Raw genomic sequence first — 19,897 nt, 5'->3', positions numbered from 1 at the left:
AAAAAAGGAGCAAAGCTCGGTGACCCGAAACCTTGCGCCTTCTGCTTATACGACCTTAATCGTTGCATATATCATGTACATGCCGCAATGGATCTCATATTCTCCCTTGGGCAGATCTTTGTCGACCGTATAATAATTGGGTCCCTTTTGCATGTATAGATCCATGCCAAGCTTTTGTGATCCCACTGATTTCACATGTGTCACCGACCGGGTCAGAATAAAGTTGATTTTGGTCGGTACACCAGCTTTCACCTCGATAACGTCTGGTCCAAAACCATCGTTGCTCACGTCCACATCAATGACTTCATATCCCTTCAAATCCTCCGGAGTCTCAGCTTGTGCTGTTACCGCACTTCCCGATCCGGGGGATACGTCTTTGCCCATAAAATAAACCAAAAATGATCCAAGCAGTACAACAACGGTCAGACCCAGCGTTAACCAAGGCCATGTTTTTCCAAACCAGCTTTTCATATAAACACTCCTCATTCGATGTCCCATCAATATTCAATCAACAGACGGATGTATTCATTAAGCATACCTGATTCGCATGACAATGAAAATGACCCCTCTGGGCTATTGCGATTGAGCAAAAATATTTCAATAGAAAAAGCCTGATTTCTCAGGCTTATCTACGGGTATTCCCGTTCATGCTTCGCAATATCCCTTTTTGTATAACTCAGGAATAGATCGGTGTATTCCGACTTCGTCTCATGCGTAATTTATACAACTCTGGCAGGGCTACACCAATGAGCACAATAATAACTCCGAACCATTGCAATCCGCTGACATGCTCATGGAGCACGATTGAGGATAACAAAACTGCAATTGGAAGCTCCACTGCACCCAGGATTCCGGCCATGTCACCACCAATATGAGGAACGCCGATGGCGAACAGTACTGGTGGAATGAATGCCCCGAAGAATCCAAGCAGCAATCCAAATACAAGCAACTGGCTCCAGATCAATCCGTTAAAGAGGAATGTCGGTGGGAACAAAATGCACAGCAGGATCAATCCGCCTGTAACCATCCACGCACTGCGGAAGGCTGGATGTGCTGAAGGAACCGCTTTGCCGCTGAACAATACAAACAGGGAATAACTTACGGCTGCCATTAATCCAAGTGCAATACCCAGACCGTTGAACTCACCCAGTCCCTGTTCCAGGAAACCGGCTGCCAGCAAAGTTCCGCCAAACAGAATGATCAACGTCAGGAATGTGACTTTGTCTGGACGTTGACGTTTGCTTATCGCCTGAATCAATACACTAATCCAAGTGAACTGGAACAACAGGATAATGGCAAGTGAAGCCGGAATGTAACGCAAAGACTGATAATACACGAGACCTGTTATTACCGTTGGTGTTCCAGCAGCCATCAATATCAGACGTTGTTTCCACGTCAACCGCTTGAATACCTGTGCCACGGCTCCTGATGCTTTGCCATTTGCCTGTGACTTACGTTTTGTTCTAAATTTTGTGTATAGCGCGAGCATCCAGGATAGAAGAAAACCCGTGATCAGCTGTGCTCCCACAACCTCTCCAAGTTTATATCCTTCGCCGTACGCCAGAACCACAATCGTGGATAATATGCCATAGCTCATCGCTCCCGCGAGAACGGACAGATAATATTTCATTGTGAATAAACCTCCTGATGATAAGAAAAATACGCCCGCATGTTGGTTCATGCCAAGGTCACAGACACCATCTAAATGCAAAAAATCCTAACTACGAGCAAGGAATACATTGATTCCTTGGCATCGTAGTTAGGAAGTATAGGCTTCCCGTAGAGACCCTCGCCCTGTGTACACTTTCGGCCTGCGAGGTTATACGAAATGATATATGCAATTTGATGTAATTCGTGTGTGACGACTTTTCATATATTACATGGGAGGTGAGATGGTGTCAACCCTATTCCGTATAAAAAGTTGAACTAAATTATTACACCGAGTCGCTTCGATCGCTGTACTATACTTCGAGTATTCTGATTACGTAAAAACATCATGTCCGATTGGAGCTTGAGGAGTCCCACTCCAATGTTTGTTGTAAACCTGCCTTCAATCCATCCAGATCCAGCCCATCTACGGCAAAAGCCTCACGGATCAAAGGCGGCGCGACAAATTCATCATACTTGCCCAGATAAGGTGCTTCATCTTCAGCCAGTAACGCAGATGCGTCTTCAGCCGCCCGACACTCACTCATAATCTCGGCTAACAATGTTCGTTCATCGACCTTGCCCGACACTACAAAATAATATGGCTCCATGGGTACAACTGAACGCAAGGCAAGTTTCTTGGACAGATTATGCTTCATCAGGCGCTCCAATGTACGGAATGATTTACTTCCAACCCAAGGAAGAACATACATCGAATCTCCCCCTGCCGGAATCACGACTTGCTTCAACAGTCCACTTTCACGAGCTAGGCGGCGTGCCCGTTCAAGTCGATTGACGGCTTGCGGTGACAAGTAGGGATAGATGGTCGAGTCGGACAACACTTCACGCATTTTCTGTACTACCGACGTATGAATATCTCCTCCCGCTCCAAGCCATAACGTATCTACCTTACCTTTTGCAGACTTCACATACACAGCCTTGTGCTTGTGATCGACCTCTTCCACTTTCCACAGTTTGCCTGCGAGCGAGAAGCAATAGCCAGGTGGGGGCACGGTTGTAATCGAACCAATCTCTTCCGAGCCGTTTAGTACTTTATGTTCCTCATCGTCTTTAAACACGGCGTAGAAGCGATAATTATTCACAATTTTCTCACCTGTCAGACCGATGATCAATGTTCGATCCTCTGTCCATTGCAGATGATCCGTCTCAATGAGGTAATTCAGGAATACCTGATATTGATCAGGTCTAATCAACGCAAATGGAGCCAGCGAAAGGATGGCTTCCGCAAGATCTCTCGGCTCCGCCTCCCCCATACTTTTCAACATGCTCATCGTCTGATGATAGAGCACACCTATGGGCATTTTGCGGGCTTCAAGCGGCTCGACCCATTTGGTTTTTACATACAGTTCGATAACAGCAATCGCACGCATCAACGTCCACGGCATACGTGCTGGCAATTGCGCTTCCTCATCCTCTTCCTCCGGACATACAAAAAGCATCTCCGATGCCATGTCCTCTCGTCTCCCTGAACGTCCCAGACGCTGTACAAAGCTGGACGCACTATACGGTGCACCGAGCTGAACCACACGTTCCAGTTCGCCCAGATCGATGCCCAGTTCAAGCGTGACCGTTGCCGCAGCAACCGCAGGCCCCGATCCAGTGCGTAGGGCAGCTTCCGTCTCTTCCCTCAGCATAGCCGAGATACTTCCATGATGCACATGGAACACATCACGCTCTTGCCTGCGAGCCGCGACCCGCCGCATCTCAAGAATGGTGACTTCAGCATCCGTTCGGCTGTTGGTGAAGATCAACGCTTTTTTACGATGTGTGCTCTCATAGATGAAGTCGTAGTACGCTTTACGTGCGTTATGAAGCTGCTCCGCCTGTTCCTCATCCTGTGCATCTGGAAAAGAGAAATGTTCCACCCGCAGTCGCAGCTTGCGACCGCCCGGGGAAGAGACCACATCCACCCCCTGCTGCGTTCCCGCAGCAAGCCAAGAAGTAGCCGCATCATAGTCACTAAGTGTAGCGGACAAGCCCACTCTTCGCGGTGCACAGCCAGCCATACGCTCGATTCTGGCAAGTTCGCTGAGTACTTGAATACCTCGATCTGCTCCCATAAAGGCATGCACCTCATCGATGATGACATATCGCAAGTCATGAAACAGCGCCGGGATTGCATTCGGTCGATTCATGAGCAGACCTTCCAGCGATTCTGGCGTTATCTGGAGCACACCGGACGGATTTTTCATCAGTTTTGTTTTCTCCGCCTGAGGTACGTCCCCGTGCCAATGCCAAACCGGAATATTTCCTTCGGATAACAGATCCTTAAGACGTTCGAATTGATCATTAATCAGGGCTTTCAGAGGTCCAATGTACAAAATACCAACCGACTTGGAAGGCCGTTCATACAGCTCGGTCAATGCAGGAAAAAAAGCCGCCTCCGTTTTGCCGGAGGCCGTTCCCGCCGCAATCAGCATATGATGCGGGGTATGAAAACAGATATTGCAGGCCTCAATCTGAGCAGGACGAAGAGATTCCCATCTTTTTTTATATATAAATTCCTGAACAAACGGAGCCAGCCGATAGAACGGATTATCACTCATAATTCAAACTCCGCCAGAAAGTCGTCCAGATCATCTGTATTCGCGGAAGCATCTGTCCCTTTACCCGTTTCCTGAGGTTTGGCAACCCGCTCGCCAAGTAATTGAGTATAAGTCACTTCAGGATTCTGGTGTAACGTATGCAGCACATCCATAAAGTCGCGTACCACTTCACGCGTGGTCAGCAATTCATCCGCACCCAGCCGGTTCACCGCCGTTTGCATAAAATCAACCAATTGTTCATCCGTCAGACTTGCGCTGTATCCAAAATGTAGGGCATGAATCTGCCGCAGCTTCTGAAGTAAAATCAGAATCTCTTCATGCGATAACATCGCCAGCTTCAGGATCGGACCTGTGTAATTCGCATACGCTTTGGCTGCATAACGACCATCAATAAGCCTGGAGCGAAGCGCTTCATAGCTGTATAATCCGCGCCGTTCATCCTCCACAAATTGCGGCGTACCACCTACAAATATGCCCAGGTGCTCCGCCTTGCCCTGCATCGTATCATTGAACATGGTCAGCAATTTCTCATAGTTGCTTTGACGGGAGATACTGTTTGTAATTTTGTACAGATTCACCGCTTCATCAATGAACAACAACAATCCTTTGTAACCAATGCGCGCTGTGAATTCAGACCACAATTTGAAGTAGTCATACCAGTTATCATCGTCAATAATGACCCCAACAGCGAGTTCTTTTTTCGCTTCCGTTTTGGTTGCAAATTCTCCTCGAAGCCAGCGAAGCGCCGCCTGTTTGCGATCATCATCAGCCAGCTTGTACCCGTTCCAGTACGACGCCAGTACTTTGGCAAAATCAAAGCCGTGAACCAGATTCTGCATCTCCCCCGTCACCGCATAGATCTGCTTCTCTACTTCCAGCGGCAGAGCGGGATCATCCGGGCGCAAGTTCTGACTCTGCATCGTGGACTGTTGCAACCCTGCGATCCATTTTTGCAAAATCGGCTCCAACGCTCCCCCATCCGGGCGTGTGCGTGTAGACAGACGAGTCATCAGTTCGCGATATGTCGCAAGTCCCTGCCCTTTGGTTCCCACCAATCGACGCTCAGGTGACAGATCCGCATCCGCAACAACGAAGTCACGATCCATCGCATAGTTACGAATCATTTGCAAAAGAAAGCTTTTACCGCTGCCGTAACGACCCGTAATGAGTTTAAACGCAGCGCCTCCCTCGGCGATATTATCCATATCCCGCAAGATGGCTTCCACTTCCGGTTTCCGACCAACAGCAATCTGCTCCAGTCCAATTCGTGGGACAACACCAGCTGTCAATGAATTTACAAGCGCGGTGGTCAGCCGCTTTGGTATTTTAAGTTCTGTCACTGCGTATCACCTCTTCACATGTTCGAACACATCTATATAATCAGGAACAATCCGATCACCATCAATCAGAAGATCACCGATCGTTTCCATAGCCACATCATTAATTTCATCCAGCAGAAGCGTAGGCATCGTTCCATATTGCTCAGCCAGACTCATCAGCTCCGTATCTGGACTTGCGCCAAGTAGAACATGAATCGTTTGCACCTGTTGAGGGGAGAGTTCCTTGGCAAAGAGCAGCCATTCTTCATCAAGATCAGCCTCAGCAGACTCGTCCCACTGCAACCTAATCGATTCTACTTGAGCTCCTGTTGCAATCTCTACTGCGCATGGCTCCGACTCCATAGAACCTTCAGTTGGAGTGATCTCATTCCTTGCTTCCAGTACATCGAATGGATTACTTGTAACATTTGCGCTATTAACCTCTTCATCCTTCACTTCAGAAGGGTGATCATCCTCAATTGTAAGCGCCAATCGCACGTACTCACTTTCCTGCTGTAACGATGCCAATTTCTCTGTATCAATCCGAATCATCGGTTGTTCCACGGACTTCGCCTGTTCGATCGCGTATGTTTTGTCCAGGTATCGCTCAATCAGATTTGCAAGTTCGGGTTCAAGAGTCTGTCCTCGCAATCTGCCTCTGAATCCGAGCAGTTCACGAAGTTTATTTTCAGTACATCGATAGATCCGCGTAACCATCTGCACAAATTCAGCCTGTTCACCTATGGGCATATATCTGAACGATACCGATCTTCCATAGATCGAATCATCATAGACTGCTTTGCGAAACAGAATGCGCTCCATCGTGCGTTCATCGTTAGGATCACACTCAGGCAACAGTCCAACTTGTCGCGTACGTTCCAGGTACGAATCAACCAAGGCCACGACCCGCGGGATGTACTGCTCCATCACTTCTTTGCCGCCATCTCTGTAGAATTTACTGAGCGTAATATCGTAATCATAGTATCTTTGGAGCATATTCAGCGATATATCCGATACATTATCCTGTAAAATACGTTGCAGCTCCCTATCCAGCATCTCTGCTGGCAGGTATCCGCCCGAAAGGCCCATGACCTCGGATAAGGACATCTCCATCTGATGGACCAGCACATAATCGACCATCCACTCTTGCATATATATATTTAATTGGGGCAGCCGTTCACGGTAGTTCACCCATAGCTGCTTTAATTGATCATAACCATCCTGAGGATTCTGCCAGCCAATGCCGTTAATTAACTCGTATATATGAACAAATAGATAGGACAGATCGGTATCCGGGTATCTCCCCTGACGTACTTCCTTCCTCCAAAACATATACCACTTGCGCTGGGCTTCATTCATCACGCCATACGTTGGCCAGTAACTCATAAAGGGAACCCACGGGGATACATCCCCCTCCACCTCTGCCCACTGCTTTGCTTCCTCTACAAAACGTTTCTCTGAGGACAATATCCCTCCACGATGCTGCATCGTATCATGTGCAGACTGCACAATGGTTGAACGATCGGGAACCGGAACCGCTGCTGTTTCAGGTTCTTCACTCAGATCTATCTCCATAAATTCCAATTGTCTTGAGTTGTCTTTCATAGAACGTTATCTCACCCTCCTCCAAGACAGAATACGAACAAGTGTATCCATAGGGATCATTATATCACTTGTCCTGTGTCTGCGGTGACGAAATTTAGACATTCCTGGACACAAAAAAGAAGGCATTTCTGCCCTCTTTTCATCATGTCTATTTAACTTTTCTCCGTCCTCTCCGTTAGGTGTAAATGTATTGTTTCAACTTATATAGGTTCCTTTTAATATATGAAAAAAGTCCGCCCTACGTATTAATCCATTGATCTAATAGTCGGAAAGTCTCTGATGCACTATGCACCATGTTGTCATGATCTTCTGGAGCACTGATGGACTGCTGCAGCACCCCCGTAAACTCGCTCCATCTTGTTCTTGTCTCTGAGCCGTAAGCATTGAAATATTCCAATCCACGATCAGCCTCAATGGGCAGGAACTGCGACAAACGCTTGGTCATGATTTGTCCACCGTTCGTGGACCCCTCAATTACATACAGGTATCCAAACAAACGGGCAGGTGTTGAAATATCCGGCAGTTCTTCACAGAGCGGAAGTTGGCTGATCTCTTCTTCACTGGCACCCAGATTTCGTAAATCTTTTTCCAACAGTCCAGCCTTGCCTCTAATCTCAATATCCAGTCCCGTACTTTCCCAGAAAGGCTGTTGTACAGCCTGATCCTCCAGCGGTTTCAGGAATCCATAAAATTTCTCTAAATATGTTCTATATTCTTCTATAGTCACAGTTTGATTCATAATGGCTTTTGCATAAGGGTTCTGTTCTACTTGTCTGTGATAATGAGCTGTCTCGCTCTTCAGACGTTCCATAATAGTTGTTGCTGTCATCCCTAGTTATCCCCTTTCACAATCTGTTTTATTGTTGCAAATGAATGCTTATCCTCAATTAATTCTCATTGTGCCTTAAAATAGAACTACTTGCGCTGCACTCAGCTCCATTTAATACAAACAAGGCTCTATGTAAGTATACTTATTCTTGTTTGAGAAAACTATATGAATCCGTCATTGTTTCACGTTAGATTATTTCCCGCATTGTTATGATAACTAGTTATAATTCATAGGATAAAAAAATAAAAAACGACCCCTGACGTCATGTTTGTCAGGAATCGTTTGATATAAAGATGATTTATTTGTTTATTTGTTTATGGGATCGGACCCCGAACCCCAGTTTTTTAACTTGTGTAATAGACTGATTAGAGCCGGAAGCAAGATTGGAAGCATGACAAAACTTAGCAAAACCAATCCGATGATGACAGAAATAGCTACTTCAATCAGTGTAACAACACCGGAAGGAATTAGTGCGGCGAAGGTACCTCCCAATATTACTGCCGCGGAGATCACGACCCCTCCTATATTACGGGAAGCTTCCGTAATTTTATGAATTGGATCTCCTTCAATCTCACGATATTTCATCATGAGGAAGATACTGTAGTCCACACCAAGTGTAACAATCATGATCAGACTGAAGAAAGGAACGTTCCAGCTCAGATAGTCAACGCCAAGCGGGCCAACCATCAGCAATTCATTCAGACCAAGGGCCACATAATACGTCAGGAATAACGCACCTATAATGATTACAGTCTGCCAAAACGAACGAATAATGAACAAAAGTATCAATCCAATTCCAATCAGCATGATCATGGATGTCCGAATCAGATCACCTCCGGATAATTCTTTCATATCCAGGTTCTGTGACGGTATGCCGCCCAATGCCACTTTCGCCTCACTCAAATCCGTGCCAACCAAAGCCGTTTCCAACTGCTTGTTAAGATTTTGAACAACATCCATCGCTTCTTTCGAATATGGATTATCGGTCAAAATGATGGAGATTTCCGCTGTCTTCCGATCCGAAGACATATACATGTCGAGCGAACTTAGAAACTCTTCTCCTTTTAATACCTCTTCTGGAATGTAGAAGCTTTTCGCAGCATCAGACTGGCCAAGATGACCCAAATAATCTTCGGCATCACCAAGACCCTTCGACACATCTGAGAGTCCTTTTGTACTTTCGGTCAATCCGGATTTCAACTCACCCATTTTGTCCTGCAAATCGTTCAGACCGCTTAACAACTGACTCTGTCCTTCATTAATCTGACCCAGCCCATCTTTCACTTCCAATGTTTTACCCGCTATCTGCTTGGTTCCATTGGCTCCAGTCGCCAAACCTTTGGATAGCTCGCCAGCACCGTCTTCAAGCTGATCGACACCTACAGCAACCTGAGTCAGACCGCCACTAATTTGAGCCATTGACTCGTTGGCTTCCTTGAAAGAAACCATAGCCCCATTGTACTGCTGCATCAACGGGTCCAACTGTGTGTATAACGCGTTCAGTTCGGTTTGAGCCGCTTGAGAAATACTAATCACTTGTACAGCATCTTCTTCTTGTTGTAACTCAGGATGATTCGCAATTAGACGGGTCATGCTGCCTTCGATCTGAGCATAGGCATCAAGCGCTCCCTTAATGGCTGTCTTGATGCTTGTGAAAGTACCACTAAAGGAACCAAATCCCTGTTCAAGTTGCGTATACCCTTTTTGCAGATCACTGGCACCTTTAGACAGGACTCCAACCTTTTCTTTAAGGGTAGTAAGTCCGTTTTTCAACGTCTCTGCCCCTTCTTTCCCATTATTCAGCCCATCAGATACCTGATTCATGGCGTCTCCCAATGCATTTACTCCAACTTGCAACCGGCTTGTCCCGTCAATCAACAGCTGTACGTTACTTAAATCATTTGATGATTGAAGCTGTCCAGCTGCAGAGGACAAACCTTCCTTAATTTCGCCCACACCATCGTTTGCTTTACCAATACCCTGATTAAGCTCCTCTGCTTGATCGTTAATATACAACTCTTTAATTTGGACTCCAGTTGGTCGAGTGACACTGTAAACCTCAGAGACACCTTCCACCTTGGACATCTTATCCGTCAGATCATCCAGTGCCTTCAGCAATGCCTGATTGTCCATTGCCTGCTCGGATTGCACAACCAATGTTGTTGGCGCTGAGAATCCTGGTGCATAATGCTCCATAATAAGATTAATCCCCTGTTTGGAATTGTAGTCATTATTGACTTCAAACAGGTCATTATAACTTAGTCGATTACTGTAACTGAATAATAAAGGAACACTAATCACCGCAACCAGAATGATTGCCAGGAAAGGTCTTCGTACCGATTGGCGGGATAAAAATCCCCACAGTCGGCTGTCCGCATGGCCTTCGAATTTTTTCGATGGCCAGAACATTTTTTTGCCCATGACAACCATGAAGAACGGGTTCAACGTATTGAGGACGATAATGAGAACCGCTACTGCGATCGCCACCGCTGAGGTTGCCTGATATAACTGAAACTTGGCAAGCATGAGTGCAAGAAACCCGATGAATACAGCGATGCCGCTATACAATACGGTTCTGCCTGCTGTTTTAAATGTCGTTTTGGTCGCAAGAATCACATCGCCATCTTGTCTACTTAGTTCCTCCTTGAATCTGGTATATAACAGGATATTATAATCCGTCCCAATACCAAAGAGGATAACGACCATAAATATCTGAGTAAAGTTCGAGAACGGAAAGTTAAACCAATCTACAAGATATCCCACAATAGCTAATGAAACAACGTAAGATATACCTACCGTGAGCAGTGAAATAACAGGTATGATCGGCGATCTAAAAATAATAATCAGGATAACGAGGATGAAAATGATCGCGATAATCTCTGTTTTCTGCACACCGTCTTCAATCGATTTACCAAAATCATCATCGATCAGGTCAGCTCCCGTCAGATATGTATCCACATCAGGGATGGCTGTAGATTCTTTTAATAGACTAATCACTTCCGAAAGAGGAATATTCTCATCTATAGTGACGGTGATTTGAGTCAGGATCGTGGTTTGGTCCTCGGATATAAGCCGATCGGCTTGCTCTTCACCATCCAGATGGCTTGTGATCGTCTCAATATTCAGTTGCTTTTTCTGATTTTTCAGGTTGGATAAAACGGATTCGATCTCCGTCTTTTGCTGGTTCGTTAATGCTTGTGTATCTTCTCCACTATTAAATACAGCAATGATGGAATAAGTATTCCCGCTATCCTTATCCATATCTTTCAACATAATCGCAGCAACCTGGCTTTGTGCCGTTTCAGGAATTGAAATCTGTCCTTTTTCTTTTACCAGTTGACCAAAATCAGGCATCGCCACTACAGAAACGAGAGTAATGAGTATCCAAAAAATCAGGGAAATCGTTCTGGGATTCCTAAGTTTATTCATGATTTATCTTCACACACCTTATGTCTAGTATAGGAATGAATATTCATTCCGTTTATGTTGTAAAAAAGGCCAATAGAATCAATGGACTCTAATGGCATTCCACAGGCACTCCTCAAGCTGGTTCATTAGCTCCGGCGTCGCTTCCAGGAGACCTTTGTTAAAGTGTTCAAACAAATGTATGAAAGCACCGTAAACTATATTCATTAAAGCTTCTGTAGGCAGTATAAGAATGGCTCCTTGCTGCTGCCCCTTATGTATGCATTCATTCAGAAACCCCATAAATTCATTGACACTTTCCTTGCTTTCATCGTGAAAATGCAATGCATTACCCGTAGAATTAATAAACTTTAGGCGATCCGGGTCGGACTCTGCGAACTTGAACAATCCACGAAAAATATGATGAAACTGGTCTCGTACAGGTATCGGCTCATTCGGAAATCCCTGTTTTAAGGCATCAAGAAACTCCCTGATACTTTTCTGAAAAAGTTCATTCAACAATACTTCCTTGTTTGTAAAATAACGGTAAATAGTGCCTGCCCCCACCTGAGCCGAATCAGCAATCATCGGCATGGTTGTTGCATCGAATCCCCGCTGGGCAAAAAGCGTTAAAGCAGCTGCAAAAATATCATCTTTTTTGCTGCTTTTAGCCATGTGGCTATCCCTCCTTTATATAGGAATGAACGTTCATTCCGTTATGTTTGATTAGTATAACTCCTTTTGTCACTTCAAGCAAGACCTTTCTATTCTACTGTTTATTCTTCAAAATGATACAATAACAATAAAATCTATTATTTTGGAGGACTTATGTTCATGAATATAACCATTCAAGACATTATACAGTATCTCACAGCCCATGTAGAGTTACCGGAGAACACGGTAGATCGGCTGATTACTGGCTCGTCCGACCAAACGGTCACAGGTGTGTTTGTTACTTTTATGCCCACTCAACATGTCATTGAACATGCCATACAACGTGGGGCCAATCTAATTATCGCTCATGAATCCCCCTTCTACAACCATCACAGTCATACCGATTGGTTAGCCAATGATCCAGTTTATGAAACTAAAAAAAGCTTGATCAACGAAGCAGGCATTTCCATCTATCGATGTCATGATATCATCCACCGCTTCCAACCAGATGGCATTACCGAAGGACTGATTCAGGCCTTGGGGTGGTCCTCATATGTGGAACAACGACTAGCGGAAGCAGACATTCTTTCTTTTCCGGAAGGACGCACCGCCCAAGCTATTGCTCACCATGTGAAAAGTTCCCTGGGCATCGATTATGTACGGGTTGCAGGCAATGCGGAAATAGTCTGTAGACGCGCAGCGGTACTGGTAGGTTTTCGTGGTAATGGACATGTGACGATTCCTTTGATTCAGAATGAGCAATTGGATCTCATCATTGCAGGAGAAGGATTCGAATGGGAGACACCGGAATATATCCGTGATGCTGTGCAACAAGGCAAGTCCAAGGCACTGATCATGATGGGACATGCCGAGAGCGAGGCTTCGGGAATGAAGCTATTAGCAGACAGGTTGGCAGAACGTTTTCCCAAATTGTCTGTTCGTTTTGTAAACGAGAAGCCTGTGTACACCGTGATCTAATAGGATCATTGGATTTGTATGGAGAGGATCTTCTAGCTGATTGCTTCTAATCTCATTGCCTTTCCTACCCCGGAGCTTTGGCTACTTTCTATGCTCCGGGGTACGCTGGGCAGACTCTCGTTTCATTTCTTGGACAGCTACCGAACCTGACACACTCTATTTAGCGAATATTTGCCGATTTTCAAAAGTAATGAATCGTTGACACCCTATGCCTCCATTCCCCCTGTTTTACCGCCCATTTCTACCCAACATAGCCCATTTAACGTCGCTGAGATTTGTTAGATTTCTCAATTCAATCGAATCAGTACAACAAGGTGTCACTAGTTCGTTAGATTATGATGAAAAATGAGTACTGAGCACATATGCCACGCATCTTTTCATGCCCCCCATCTGGATTTCCCGAGTTCTTTATTGTACTCTAAATGCTGTGACTTCAAAGCTCAGGACATTTGTCCTTGGCGTTCAGAGTCAATTTATCATTTAATAATAGAAGTCGAAGTGATTGAATAAGGAGCGTACATATGAGAGGAATTATTTTTGCATTACTGGGCGGCGCGTGTATCACGCTCCAAGGTGTTGCCAATACTCGGATTAGCACCGACATGGGCACATGGCAGGCCGCTACGATTACACAACTGACGGGATTCATCTTAGCGGCGCTGATCCTAATCTTTGTTAGAGACACCAACCTTCAAGGACTCAAACAAGTAAAACCTATGTACTTGGCTGGAGGTGCTTTTGGCGCCGTCATTATTTTCAGCGAAGTGACAGCAATTCAGCAAATTGGGGTTACATTCACGATCTCGGCCCTGTTGATTGCTCAGCTGTTCCTGACTTTTCTGGTAGATAGTAACGGATGGTTCGGCGTGGTGAAACAAAAGATGAAACTGCCGCAATTTCTGGGCATTGCCTTAATGGTGACTGGTGTCATTATTATGAAACTATAGTTTTTGGAGAAGGATTGAACATATCGTCGGGGGTGAATAACAGCGTGCAAGAGATCCATAACGAGCAACAATTAATGCAGTATCTGAAGCAATATCAACTCGAAACTGTATTTCACGAGTCCCTGCGTACACATATGACGTTATGCCACTTTGAGAAGTGTGAACTGATCTGTCGTGAAGGGGAAACTTCCGAATATTTGTACGTACTGGTCGAGGGTAAAATCAAGATTTTCACCACCTCCGCTCAGGACAAAACGCTGGTGCTTTGTTTCAAAACACCGCTTGAAGTTGTCGGTGACATAGAGTATGTCCGTGAAAGCGATATTGTTAATACGGTTCAGGCCGTGTCACCTGTGGTGATGCTTCGCATTCATTATCAATGGCTCGCTGAGCTTGCCAGCGATTATGCACCTTTACTTAAATTTTTGCTTAAAATCATCTCTCACAAATTTTACATTGACTCGAACTTTTCCAATTTCAACCTGATGTATCCCGTTGAGGTTCGTCTAGTCAGCTACCTGCTCTCCATCTCAACAGAAGAAGCGGGCAACGTCGTTCATGAAGAGCTGGACGCGTTCAATCTGACCGACATCGCGAATCTGATCGGCACCAGTTACCGACACCTGAACCGGGTCATCCAGAAGCTCTGTGCAGACGGGTTAATTGAACGACATCAGGGATTGATTATGATCAAGGATCGAGTGGGTCTAAGGGAAATAGCAGGTCACAACATTTATGAATAAGGAGTTTGACAACCATGTTAATCACAGGTATTTCGCTTGCACTACTGGCAGGTGCACTTGTCAGTCTGCAAACGATTTTTAATAGCAAAGTCAATGAACGCACCGGTTCATGGTCCACAACAACGATGGTGCTTTTCACCGGATTTATTGCATCTTTCCTAATCTCTCTGCTGGTAGAGGGCAAGAATACATTCAGCTTTCAGCATATGCAGCCCTGGTACTGGCTCAGCGGAGCCATCGGCGTTGGCGTGGTCTTCTGTCTCGTGCAAGGGATGAAGCTGCTTGGTCCCACATATGCCATCTCGATCGTGCTAACATCCCAACTGAGCTTTGCCCTATTGTTTGATTCCATGGGATGGCTCGGTCTGGAGCAAATTCCTTTTTCGTGGAATCAACTGCTAGGTGTAGTTGTCATTGTCGGCGGAATTGTGTTATTCAAGTTCGGTGGAAGTAAATCGGAAAAATCAGAGCAGTCCCCTGGAACACTTCAGTCTGACTCATAAACAAACAAAAAAAGAGTGTCCGTCCAATCCCGTAGATTGGTCAGACACTCTTTTTATACAATCAAACCACATATCGTTTCGTTATCTTAAACGAACTCTACGTTATGGTAGACTTGCTGAACATCTTCAAGGTCCTCAAGCGCATCGATCAGTTTCTCGAACTGAGCTTGTGCATCCTCTGGAAGTTCAATATGGTTTTGCGCAAGCATGGTCAGCTCGGCTACTGTGAACTCAGTAACACCCGCAGCTTTGAATGCTTCCTGTACAGCGTGGAATTGATCCGGTTCTGCATATACAATTACAGCTTCGTCTTCGTCCACAATATCACGTACATCCACATCTGCTTCAAGCAGAAGTTCCAGTACTTCCTCGGAGTTTTTGCCTTCTATACCGATAACCGCTGTTGGATCAAACATGTAAGCAACAGAACCACTGACACCCATGTTGCCAGCGTTTTTGTTAAACGCAGAGCGCACTTCAGGCGCTGTACGATTCACATTGTTAGTGAGTGCATCAACGATGACCATCGCACCATTCGGTCCGAAGCCTTCATAACGCAACTCTTCATAGTTCTCATCCCCGCTACCTTTTGCTTTTTCCATCGCACGATCAATGATGGCTTTGGGTACATTATACGTTTTGGCACGTTCCAGCACGACTTTCAGTGCACGGTTCGCTTCCGGGTCCGGTTCGCCCTTCTTGGCAGCTACATAGATCTCAACGCCGAATTTAGCGTAGACCCGGCTCGTGTTTGCATCTTTTGAAGCTTTCTTTTCCTTGATATTATTCCACTTACGACCCATATCGTTTCCGCTCACTTTCAACATTTAATCTGCTTTCTACTATGCCATTATATCTTGTTGAGCGTACTTCAACAAGTTAATACACACGAAATAATGGGAATAACTGCGGTGATTATCCATCTCCATTTGAAGATTAGCTTCAGTTTATCCTCTCATAAATCTCTCAGCAGCAACTAACGTTACCTCTATTCACTCCATATATAGCAGACAAGAAGCACCCCATAAAGGAATGCTTCCGCCCTAAATCAGTCCTAATTTCAGTTATCTTACTCGGTCAATTAAGCGTGAAATTGTCGACCATCCAACACTTCAGGAACATAACCCGCACGAATGACAAAGTCTCCGAAATGTTCCCCTTCATTGCGCTCCTTGGCATACTGATTCACCATTGGAGTTAACGTGTCCAGAATCTCAGTTTCACCAATGTTTTCTTTGTACAGCTTATTCAAGCGATGTCCAGTGAAGCTGCCACCGAGATACATATTGTATTTCCCTGGTGCTTTACCGATAAATGAAATCTCTGCCAGCATCGGTCTTGCGCATCCGTTCGGGCAACCGGTCATGCGAATGACAATCTCTTTGTCTCTCAGCCCGGCTTCGTCCAGTACAGGCTCCAGTTTGTCGATCAGGGACGGCAAGTAACGTTCGGACTCAGCCATTGCAAGGCCGCAGGTCGGAAACGCAACACAAGCCATCGAACTTCTGCGCAGCGCAGAGTAATGTGCCCCATCAGTCAAGTTATATTGCTGAATCAGTGCTTCAATCTTTTTCTTTTTCTGGCTACTAATATTACCGATGATTAGATTTTGGTTCGCAGTCAGACGGAAATCACCCGTATGCACTTTGGCAATTTCACGTAAACCCGTCATGAGCGGATAACCATCAACATCCTTTACACGACCATTCTGAATGAACAGCGTGTAGTGCCATCTGCCATTATTACCTTTTACCCAACCATATCGATCTCCGTTAGTCTCAAAATGATATGGACGTGCCGCATCCAGTTTCCATCCCAGACGGGTGGTCAGCTCTTCGACAAACCACTCCACACCACGATCATCCAGCGTATATTTGAAACGAGCATGTTTACGAACTGCACGATCTCCATAATCACGCTGAATCATAACTGTTTTCTCTGCAACATCAATCATTTGCTCCGGCGTACAGAAACCAATGACTTTGGACACCTGAGGATACGTTTTGGCGTCACCATGAGACATCCCCATGCCGCCTCCTACGGAAACGTTGAAGCCTTGCAACTTGCCGTTCTCCACAATAGCAATAAAGCCAAGATCCTGTGAATAGACGTCCACATCATTGGATGGTGGTACAGCAATACCGATTTTGAACTTCCGTGGCAAATACACTTTGCCATAGATTGGTTCAACTTCTTCGTCCGAGTCCTGGGAATCAACCACTTTCTCTCCGTCCAGCCACAGCTCATGATAAGCCCGGGTGCGAGGGTCCAAATGATTGCTCACCTGACATGCCCACTCATACACTTCAGCATGCACATCAGATTGATTCGGATTCGGGTTACACATCACGTTACGGTTTACGTCACCACATGCAGCCAGTGTGCTTAACAACGAATCGTTCACTTCGCGAATGGTGTTTTTAAGATCCCACTTCAGTACGCCATGCAGTTGGAAAGACTGACGTGTAGTCAGACGAATCGTCTCATTCGCATATTTATGCGCTACCCGATCCATCATCAACCACTGCTCCGGGGTTACAATCCCACCGGAAGCACGCACACGTAACATGAATTGGTATGCAGGCTCCAGCTTGGATTTGTGACGCTCGTTACGCAGGTCACGGTCATCCTGCATATAACTACCGTGGTGTTTCATCAGACGGTTGTCGTCCTCTGGAATAGCCCCCGTGATACGATCAGCCAACGTTTCGGTCAGACTTCCGCGCAAGTAATCACTTTTGATCTTTATATCTTCCACATCGCTATTCGTGCGCTGTGGGTTAAGTAAGTTATTATAAACCATGCTGCTTTCTCCTCTCGTCTCTGCGGGATGGTGCAATCCGGCTGGGCCGGTGATTAATAGACGTCCCGCTGATAACGTTTCTCCTGCTGTAACCGTGTCAGATATTCCGATGCCTGCTCAGGCGATAAACCGCCTTCTTGTTCAAGAATCGTGGTGAGCGCAGCATGCACATCATGTGCCATTTTTTTCTCGTCACCACAGATATATACGCTTGCACCTTCCTGAAGCCACTGGTACAGTTCTTTGCTGTGTTCCAGCATGCGATGTTGTACATACACTTTCTGTTCCGTATCACGTGAAAAGGCTACATCCATCTTCGTGAGCACACCATCTTTGAGCCAACGTTGCCATTCCGTCTGGTACAAGAAGTCCGTGGCGAAATGCTGATCTCCGTAGAACAGCCATGTCTTGCCCTCTGCTCCTGTCTCTTCACGCTCACCAAGGAAAGATCTGAACGGCGCCACACCTGTACCTGGGCCAACCATGATGATCGGTGTATCCGGGTTCTCAGGCATCTTAAAATTCGGGTTATGCTGTATATATACAGGCAAGGTGTCGCCAGCTTCGATTCGTTCAGCCAGATGTACCGAGCATACACCGTAACGTTCTCTGCCACGTGCTTCATAACGTACCGAACGAACAGTAAGATGAACTTCATCCGGGAAAGACTTCGAACTACTCGCTATGGAGTATAGACGTGCCGGAATTTTGCGAAGAGCAGCTACAAATTCTCCGGCAGGAATCCCTTTCAGACTATAATCATGAACCAGATCCAGCAGATCACAGCTATTCATGACCGTGCGGAATTCGGAATCATCTGCGAGTAACGCTGTCAGGCCACTCCCAGGATTCAGTTTCGCAAGTTGTTCCACGACCGGTTTCGTCACAGCTGTAATTTCAAAATAACGCAGCAACGCTTCTTGCACAGATGCCTGATCGCCATTTTTATTCACGGTCACGCGTTCATCGGCATTCCATCCCATGGCTGCAATCAATTCATCTACAAGGCGCGGATGATTCTCAGGGAATACCCCAAGGCTGTCACCTGGCTCGTAATCCAGGCTGGAACCTTCCAAAGACAACTCAATGTGGCGTGTTTCACGGTCCGATCCTCTGCCATTCAGATTGAGATTCTCCAACACTTCAGCCTTGAATGGATTCGTGCGATCATATTCGGATTCCCCGCCGCTCACCGCAGCTGTAACAGCCTCCGTGGTTACCGTACTCGCAGCAGCAGATGTACTGCTTAAGGATGCCAGTACTTCATTCATCCACTCTGCAGCTGCTTCATCAAAATCAACATCACAGTCCACACGCGGTACAAGGGCTGTACCACCCAATTCCTGCAATCGTTTATCGAAGTCCTTACCTGTCTGACAAAAGAACTCATAGGAGGTATCTCCCAGAGCCAACACCGAGTAACGAAGTCCTTCAAGCTTCGGAGCCCGTTTGCTGTTCAGGAATTCATGCAGCGGAATCGCATTATCCGGTGGTTCGCCTTCGCCATGCGTACTGACGATGATGAGGAGATTTTCAATTTTCTTGAGTCCGTTCGGTTTGAAATCTCCCATCGATGACAACGTTACCTGAAGACCTTGCTCTTCAAGTTTCTTGGCCAGCTTTTTCGATAGGCCACTGGAATTCCCGGTTTGTGAACCAAAAAGCACGGTAACTTCCCGGGATACTGGCGGAGCACTGACAGGTGCAATACCTGTAGTTGGTGCAGCCTGTACCAGGTTAGCTGGAGCTGTTATAGTCGCGCTTGTCTGAATTGCTGCAATATATCCGCTCAACCAAGTACGTTGTCCATCGGTCAATGTAGGAATAAGACGATTAAGCAGTTCAACTTGTTCTTGATTAAAAGGGCTGTTTGTCACTTGAAGTTCCACTGTTTGCC

General features: G+C 45.9%; 15 protein-coding genes and 1 riboswitch. Of the genes, 4 read left to right on the top strand and 11 right to left on the bottom strand.

The genetic code is table 11. The annotated features are described in order from the left end of the window. Positions 1-45: 45 nt before the first annotated feature. From MHI52_RS13740 to MHI52_RS13705, 8 genes are all read right to left on the bottom strand, one after another. Entirely contained in the window at positions 46-471 is a 426-nt protein-coding gene (locus MHI52_RS13740) for a cupredoxin domain-containing protein (protein ID WP_017688751.1), read from the bottom strand. Between the two features lie 205 nt (positions 472-676). After that, positions 677-1,630, bottom strand: coding sequence for a DMT family transporter (locus MHI52_RS13735; protein WP_017688752.1), 954 nt, complete (start codon positions 1,628-1,630; stop codon positions 677-679). 106 nt (positions 1,631-1,736) lie between these two features. Further along, positions 1,737-1,847: riboswitch (purine riboswitch) on the bottom strand. 147 nt (positions 1,848-1,994) lie between these two features. Next, positions 1,995-4,214: a DEAD/DEAH box helicase gene (locus tag MHI52_RS13730; RefSeq protein WP_405159210.1), complete on the bottom strand. Its 2,220-nt coding sequence runs from the start codon at positions 4,212-4,214 to the stop codon at positions 1,995-1,997. After that, positions 4,211-5,554, bottom strand: coding sequence for an ATP-binding protein (locus tag MHI52_RS13725; RefSeq protein ID WP_405159209.1), 1,344 nt, complete (start codon positions 5,552-5,554; stop codon positions 4,211-4,213). The genes MHI52_RS13730 and MHI52_RS13725 overlap by 4 nt, the downstream gene beginning before the upstream one ends. Positions 5,555-5,560: 6 nt before the next feature. Next, positions 5,561-7,138 carry a TerB N-terminal domain-containing protein gene (locus tag MHI52_RS13720; protein WP_405159208.1) on the bottom strand — a complete coding sequence of 526 codons (1,578 nt, stop codon included), beginning with the start codon at positions 7,136-7,138 and terminating at the stop codon, positions 5,561-5,563. Positions 7,139-7,376: 238 nt separating this feature from the next. Next, positions 7,377-7,967 (bottom strand): biliverdin-producing heme oxygenase, encoded by a 591-nt coding sequence (locus MHI52_RS13715; protein WP_405159207.1) that lies wholly within the window; start codon positions 7,965-7,967, stop codon positions 7,377-7,379. Positions 7,968-8,273: 306 nt separating this feature from the next. Continuing rightward, complete coding sequence (locus MHI52_RS13710) at positions 8,274-11,396, bottom strand: MMPL family transporter (RefSeq protein WP_405159206.1); 3,123 nt, start codon at positions 11,394-11,396, stop codon at positions 8,274-8,276. A 78-nt stretch (positions 11,397-11,474) separates the two neighbouring features. After that, the gene (locus MHI52_RS13705; RefSeq protein WP_017688759.1) at positions 11,475-12,047 is read right to left on the bottom strand and encodes a TetR/AcrR family transcriptional regulator; all 573 of its coding nucleotides are present in this window, start codon (positions 12,045-12,047) and stop codon (positions 11,475-11,477) included. 159 nt (positions 12,048-12,206) lie between these two features. Between MHI52_RS13705 and MHI52_RS13700 the strand changes: the two genes are divergently transcribed. The 4 genes from MHI52_RS13700 (at position 12,207) to MHI52_RS13685 (ending at position 15,197) form a co-directional block, all read left to right on the top strand. Continuing rightward, a complete protein-coding gene (locus MHI52_RS13700; RefSeq protein WP_405159205.1) occupies positions 12,207-13,004 on the top strand; it encodes a Nif3-like dinuclear metal center hexameric protein in 798 nt (265 codons plus the stop codon). A 521-nt stretch (positions 13,005-13,525) separates the two neighbouring features. Continuing rightward, positions 13,526-13,951, top strand: coding sequence for a DMT family transporter (locus tag MHI52_RS13695; RefSeq protein WP_105409482.1), 426 nt, complete (start codon positions 13,526-13,528; stop codon positions 13,949-13,951). Between the two features lie 44 nt (positions 13,952-13,995). Further along, the gene (locus MHI52_RS13690; RefSeq protein WP_405159204.1) at positions 13,996-14,694 is read left to right on the top strand and encodes a Crp/Fnr family transcriptional regulator; all 699 of its coding nucleotides are present in this window, start codon (positions 13,996-13,998) and stop codon (positions 14,692-14,694) included. Positions 14,695-14,708: 14 nt separating this feature from the next. Further along, entirely contained in the window at positions 14,709-15,197 is a 489-nt protein-coding gene (locus tag MHI52_RS13685) for a DMT family transporter (protein WP_282321615.1), read from the top strand. An 86-nt stretch (positions 15,198-15,283) separates the two neighbouring features. Here MHI52_RS13685 and MHI52_RS13680 read toward each other — a convergent pair whose 3' ends face one another. The 3 genes from MHI52_RS13680 to MHI52_RS13670 all read right to left on the bottom strand — a co-directional run bounded on the left by MHI52_RS13680 (position 15,284) and on the right by MHI52_RS13670 (position 19,889). Further along, positions 15,284-16,000: a YebC/PmpR family DNA-binding transcriptional regulator gene (locus tag MHI52_RS13680; protein WP_100528999.1), complete on the bottom strand. Its 717-nt coding sequence runs from the start codon at positions 15,998-16,000 to the stop codon at positions 15,284-15,286. Positions 16,001-16,278: 278 nt separating this feature from the next. Continuing rightward, the gene (cysI, locus tag MHI52_RS13675) at positions 16,279-18,000 is read right to left on the bottom strand and encodes an assimilatory sulfite reductase (NADPH) hemoprotein subunit (protein ID WP_100528917.1); all 1,722 of its coding nucleotides are present in this window, start codon (positions 17,998-18,000) and stop codon (positions 16,279-16,281) included. 53 nt (positions 18,001-18,053) lie between these two features. Next, entirely contained in the window at positions 18,054-19,889 is a 1,836-nt protein-coding gene (locus tag MHI52_RS13670; protein ID WP_405159203.1) for an assimilatory sulfite reductase (NADPH) flavoprotein subunit, read from the bottom strand. Positions 19,890-19,897 lie beyond the last annotated feature (8 nt).

It is taken from the genome of Paenibacillus sp. FSL H8-0283, from assembly GCF_045040675.1.
Classification (GTDB): Bacteria; Bacillota; Bacilli; order Paenibacillales; family Paenibacillaceae; genus Paenibacillus; species Paenibacillus amylolyticus.
This window is presented reverse-complemented; position numbering and strand designations above follow the sequence as displayed.

Coding starts and splice junctions, on each gene's coding strand:
- MHI52_RS13740 (WP_017688751.1), bottom strand. CDS start 471: ATGAAAAGCTGGTTTGGAAAAACATGGCCTTGGTTAACGCTGGGTCTG.
- MHI52_RS13735 (WP_017688752.1), bottom strand. CDS start 1,630: ATGAAATATTATCTGTCCGTTCTCGCGGGAGCGATGAGCTATGGCATA.
- MHI52_RS13730 (WP_405159210.1), bottom strand. CDS start 4,214: ATGAGTGATAATCCGTTCTATCGGCTGGCTCCGTTTGTTCAGGAATTT.
- MHI52_RS13720 (WP_405159208.1), bottom strand. CDS start 7,138: ATGAAAGACAACTCAAGACAATTGGAATTTATGGAGATAGATCTGAGT.
- MHI52_RS13715 (WP_405159207.1), bottom strand. CDS start 7,967: ATGACAGCAACAACTATTATGGAACGTCTGAAGAGCGAGACAGCTCAT.
- MHI52_RS13710 (WP_405159206.1), bottom strand. CDS start 11,396: ATGAATAAACTTAGGAATCCCAGAACGATTTCCCTGATTTTTTGGATA.
- MHI52_RS13705 (WP_017688759.1), bottom strand. CDS start 12,047: ATGGCTAAAAGCAGCAAAAAAGATGATATTTTTGCAGCTGCTTTAACG.
- MHI52_RS13700 (WP_405159205.1), top strand. CDS start 12,207: ATGAATATAACCATTCAAGACATTATACAGTATCTCACAGCCCATGTA.
- MHI52_RS13695 (WP_105409482.1), top strand. CDS start 13,526: ATGAGAGGAATTATTTTTGCATTACTGGGCGGCGCGTGTATCACGCTC.
- MHI52_RS13685 (WP_282321615.1), top strand. CDS start 14,709: ATGTTAATCACAGGTATTTCGCTTGCACTACTGGCAGGTGCACTTGTC.
- MHI52_RS13680 (WP_100528999.1), bottom strand. CDS start 16,000: ATGGGTCGTAAGTGGAATAATATCAAGGAAAAGAAAGCTTCAAAAGAT.
- cysI (WP_100528917.1), bottom strand. CDS start 18,000: ATGGTTTATAATAACTTACTTAACCCACAGCGCACGAATAGCGATGTG.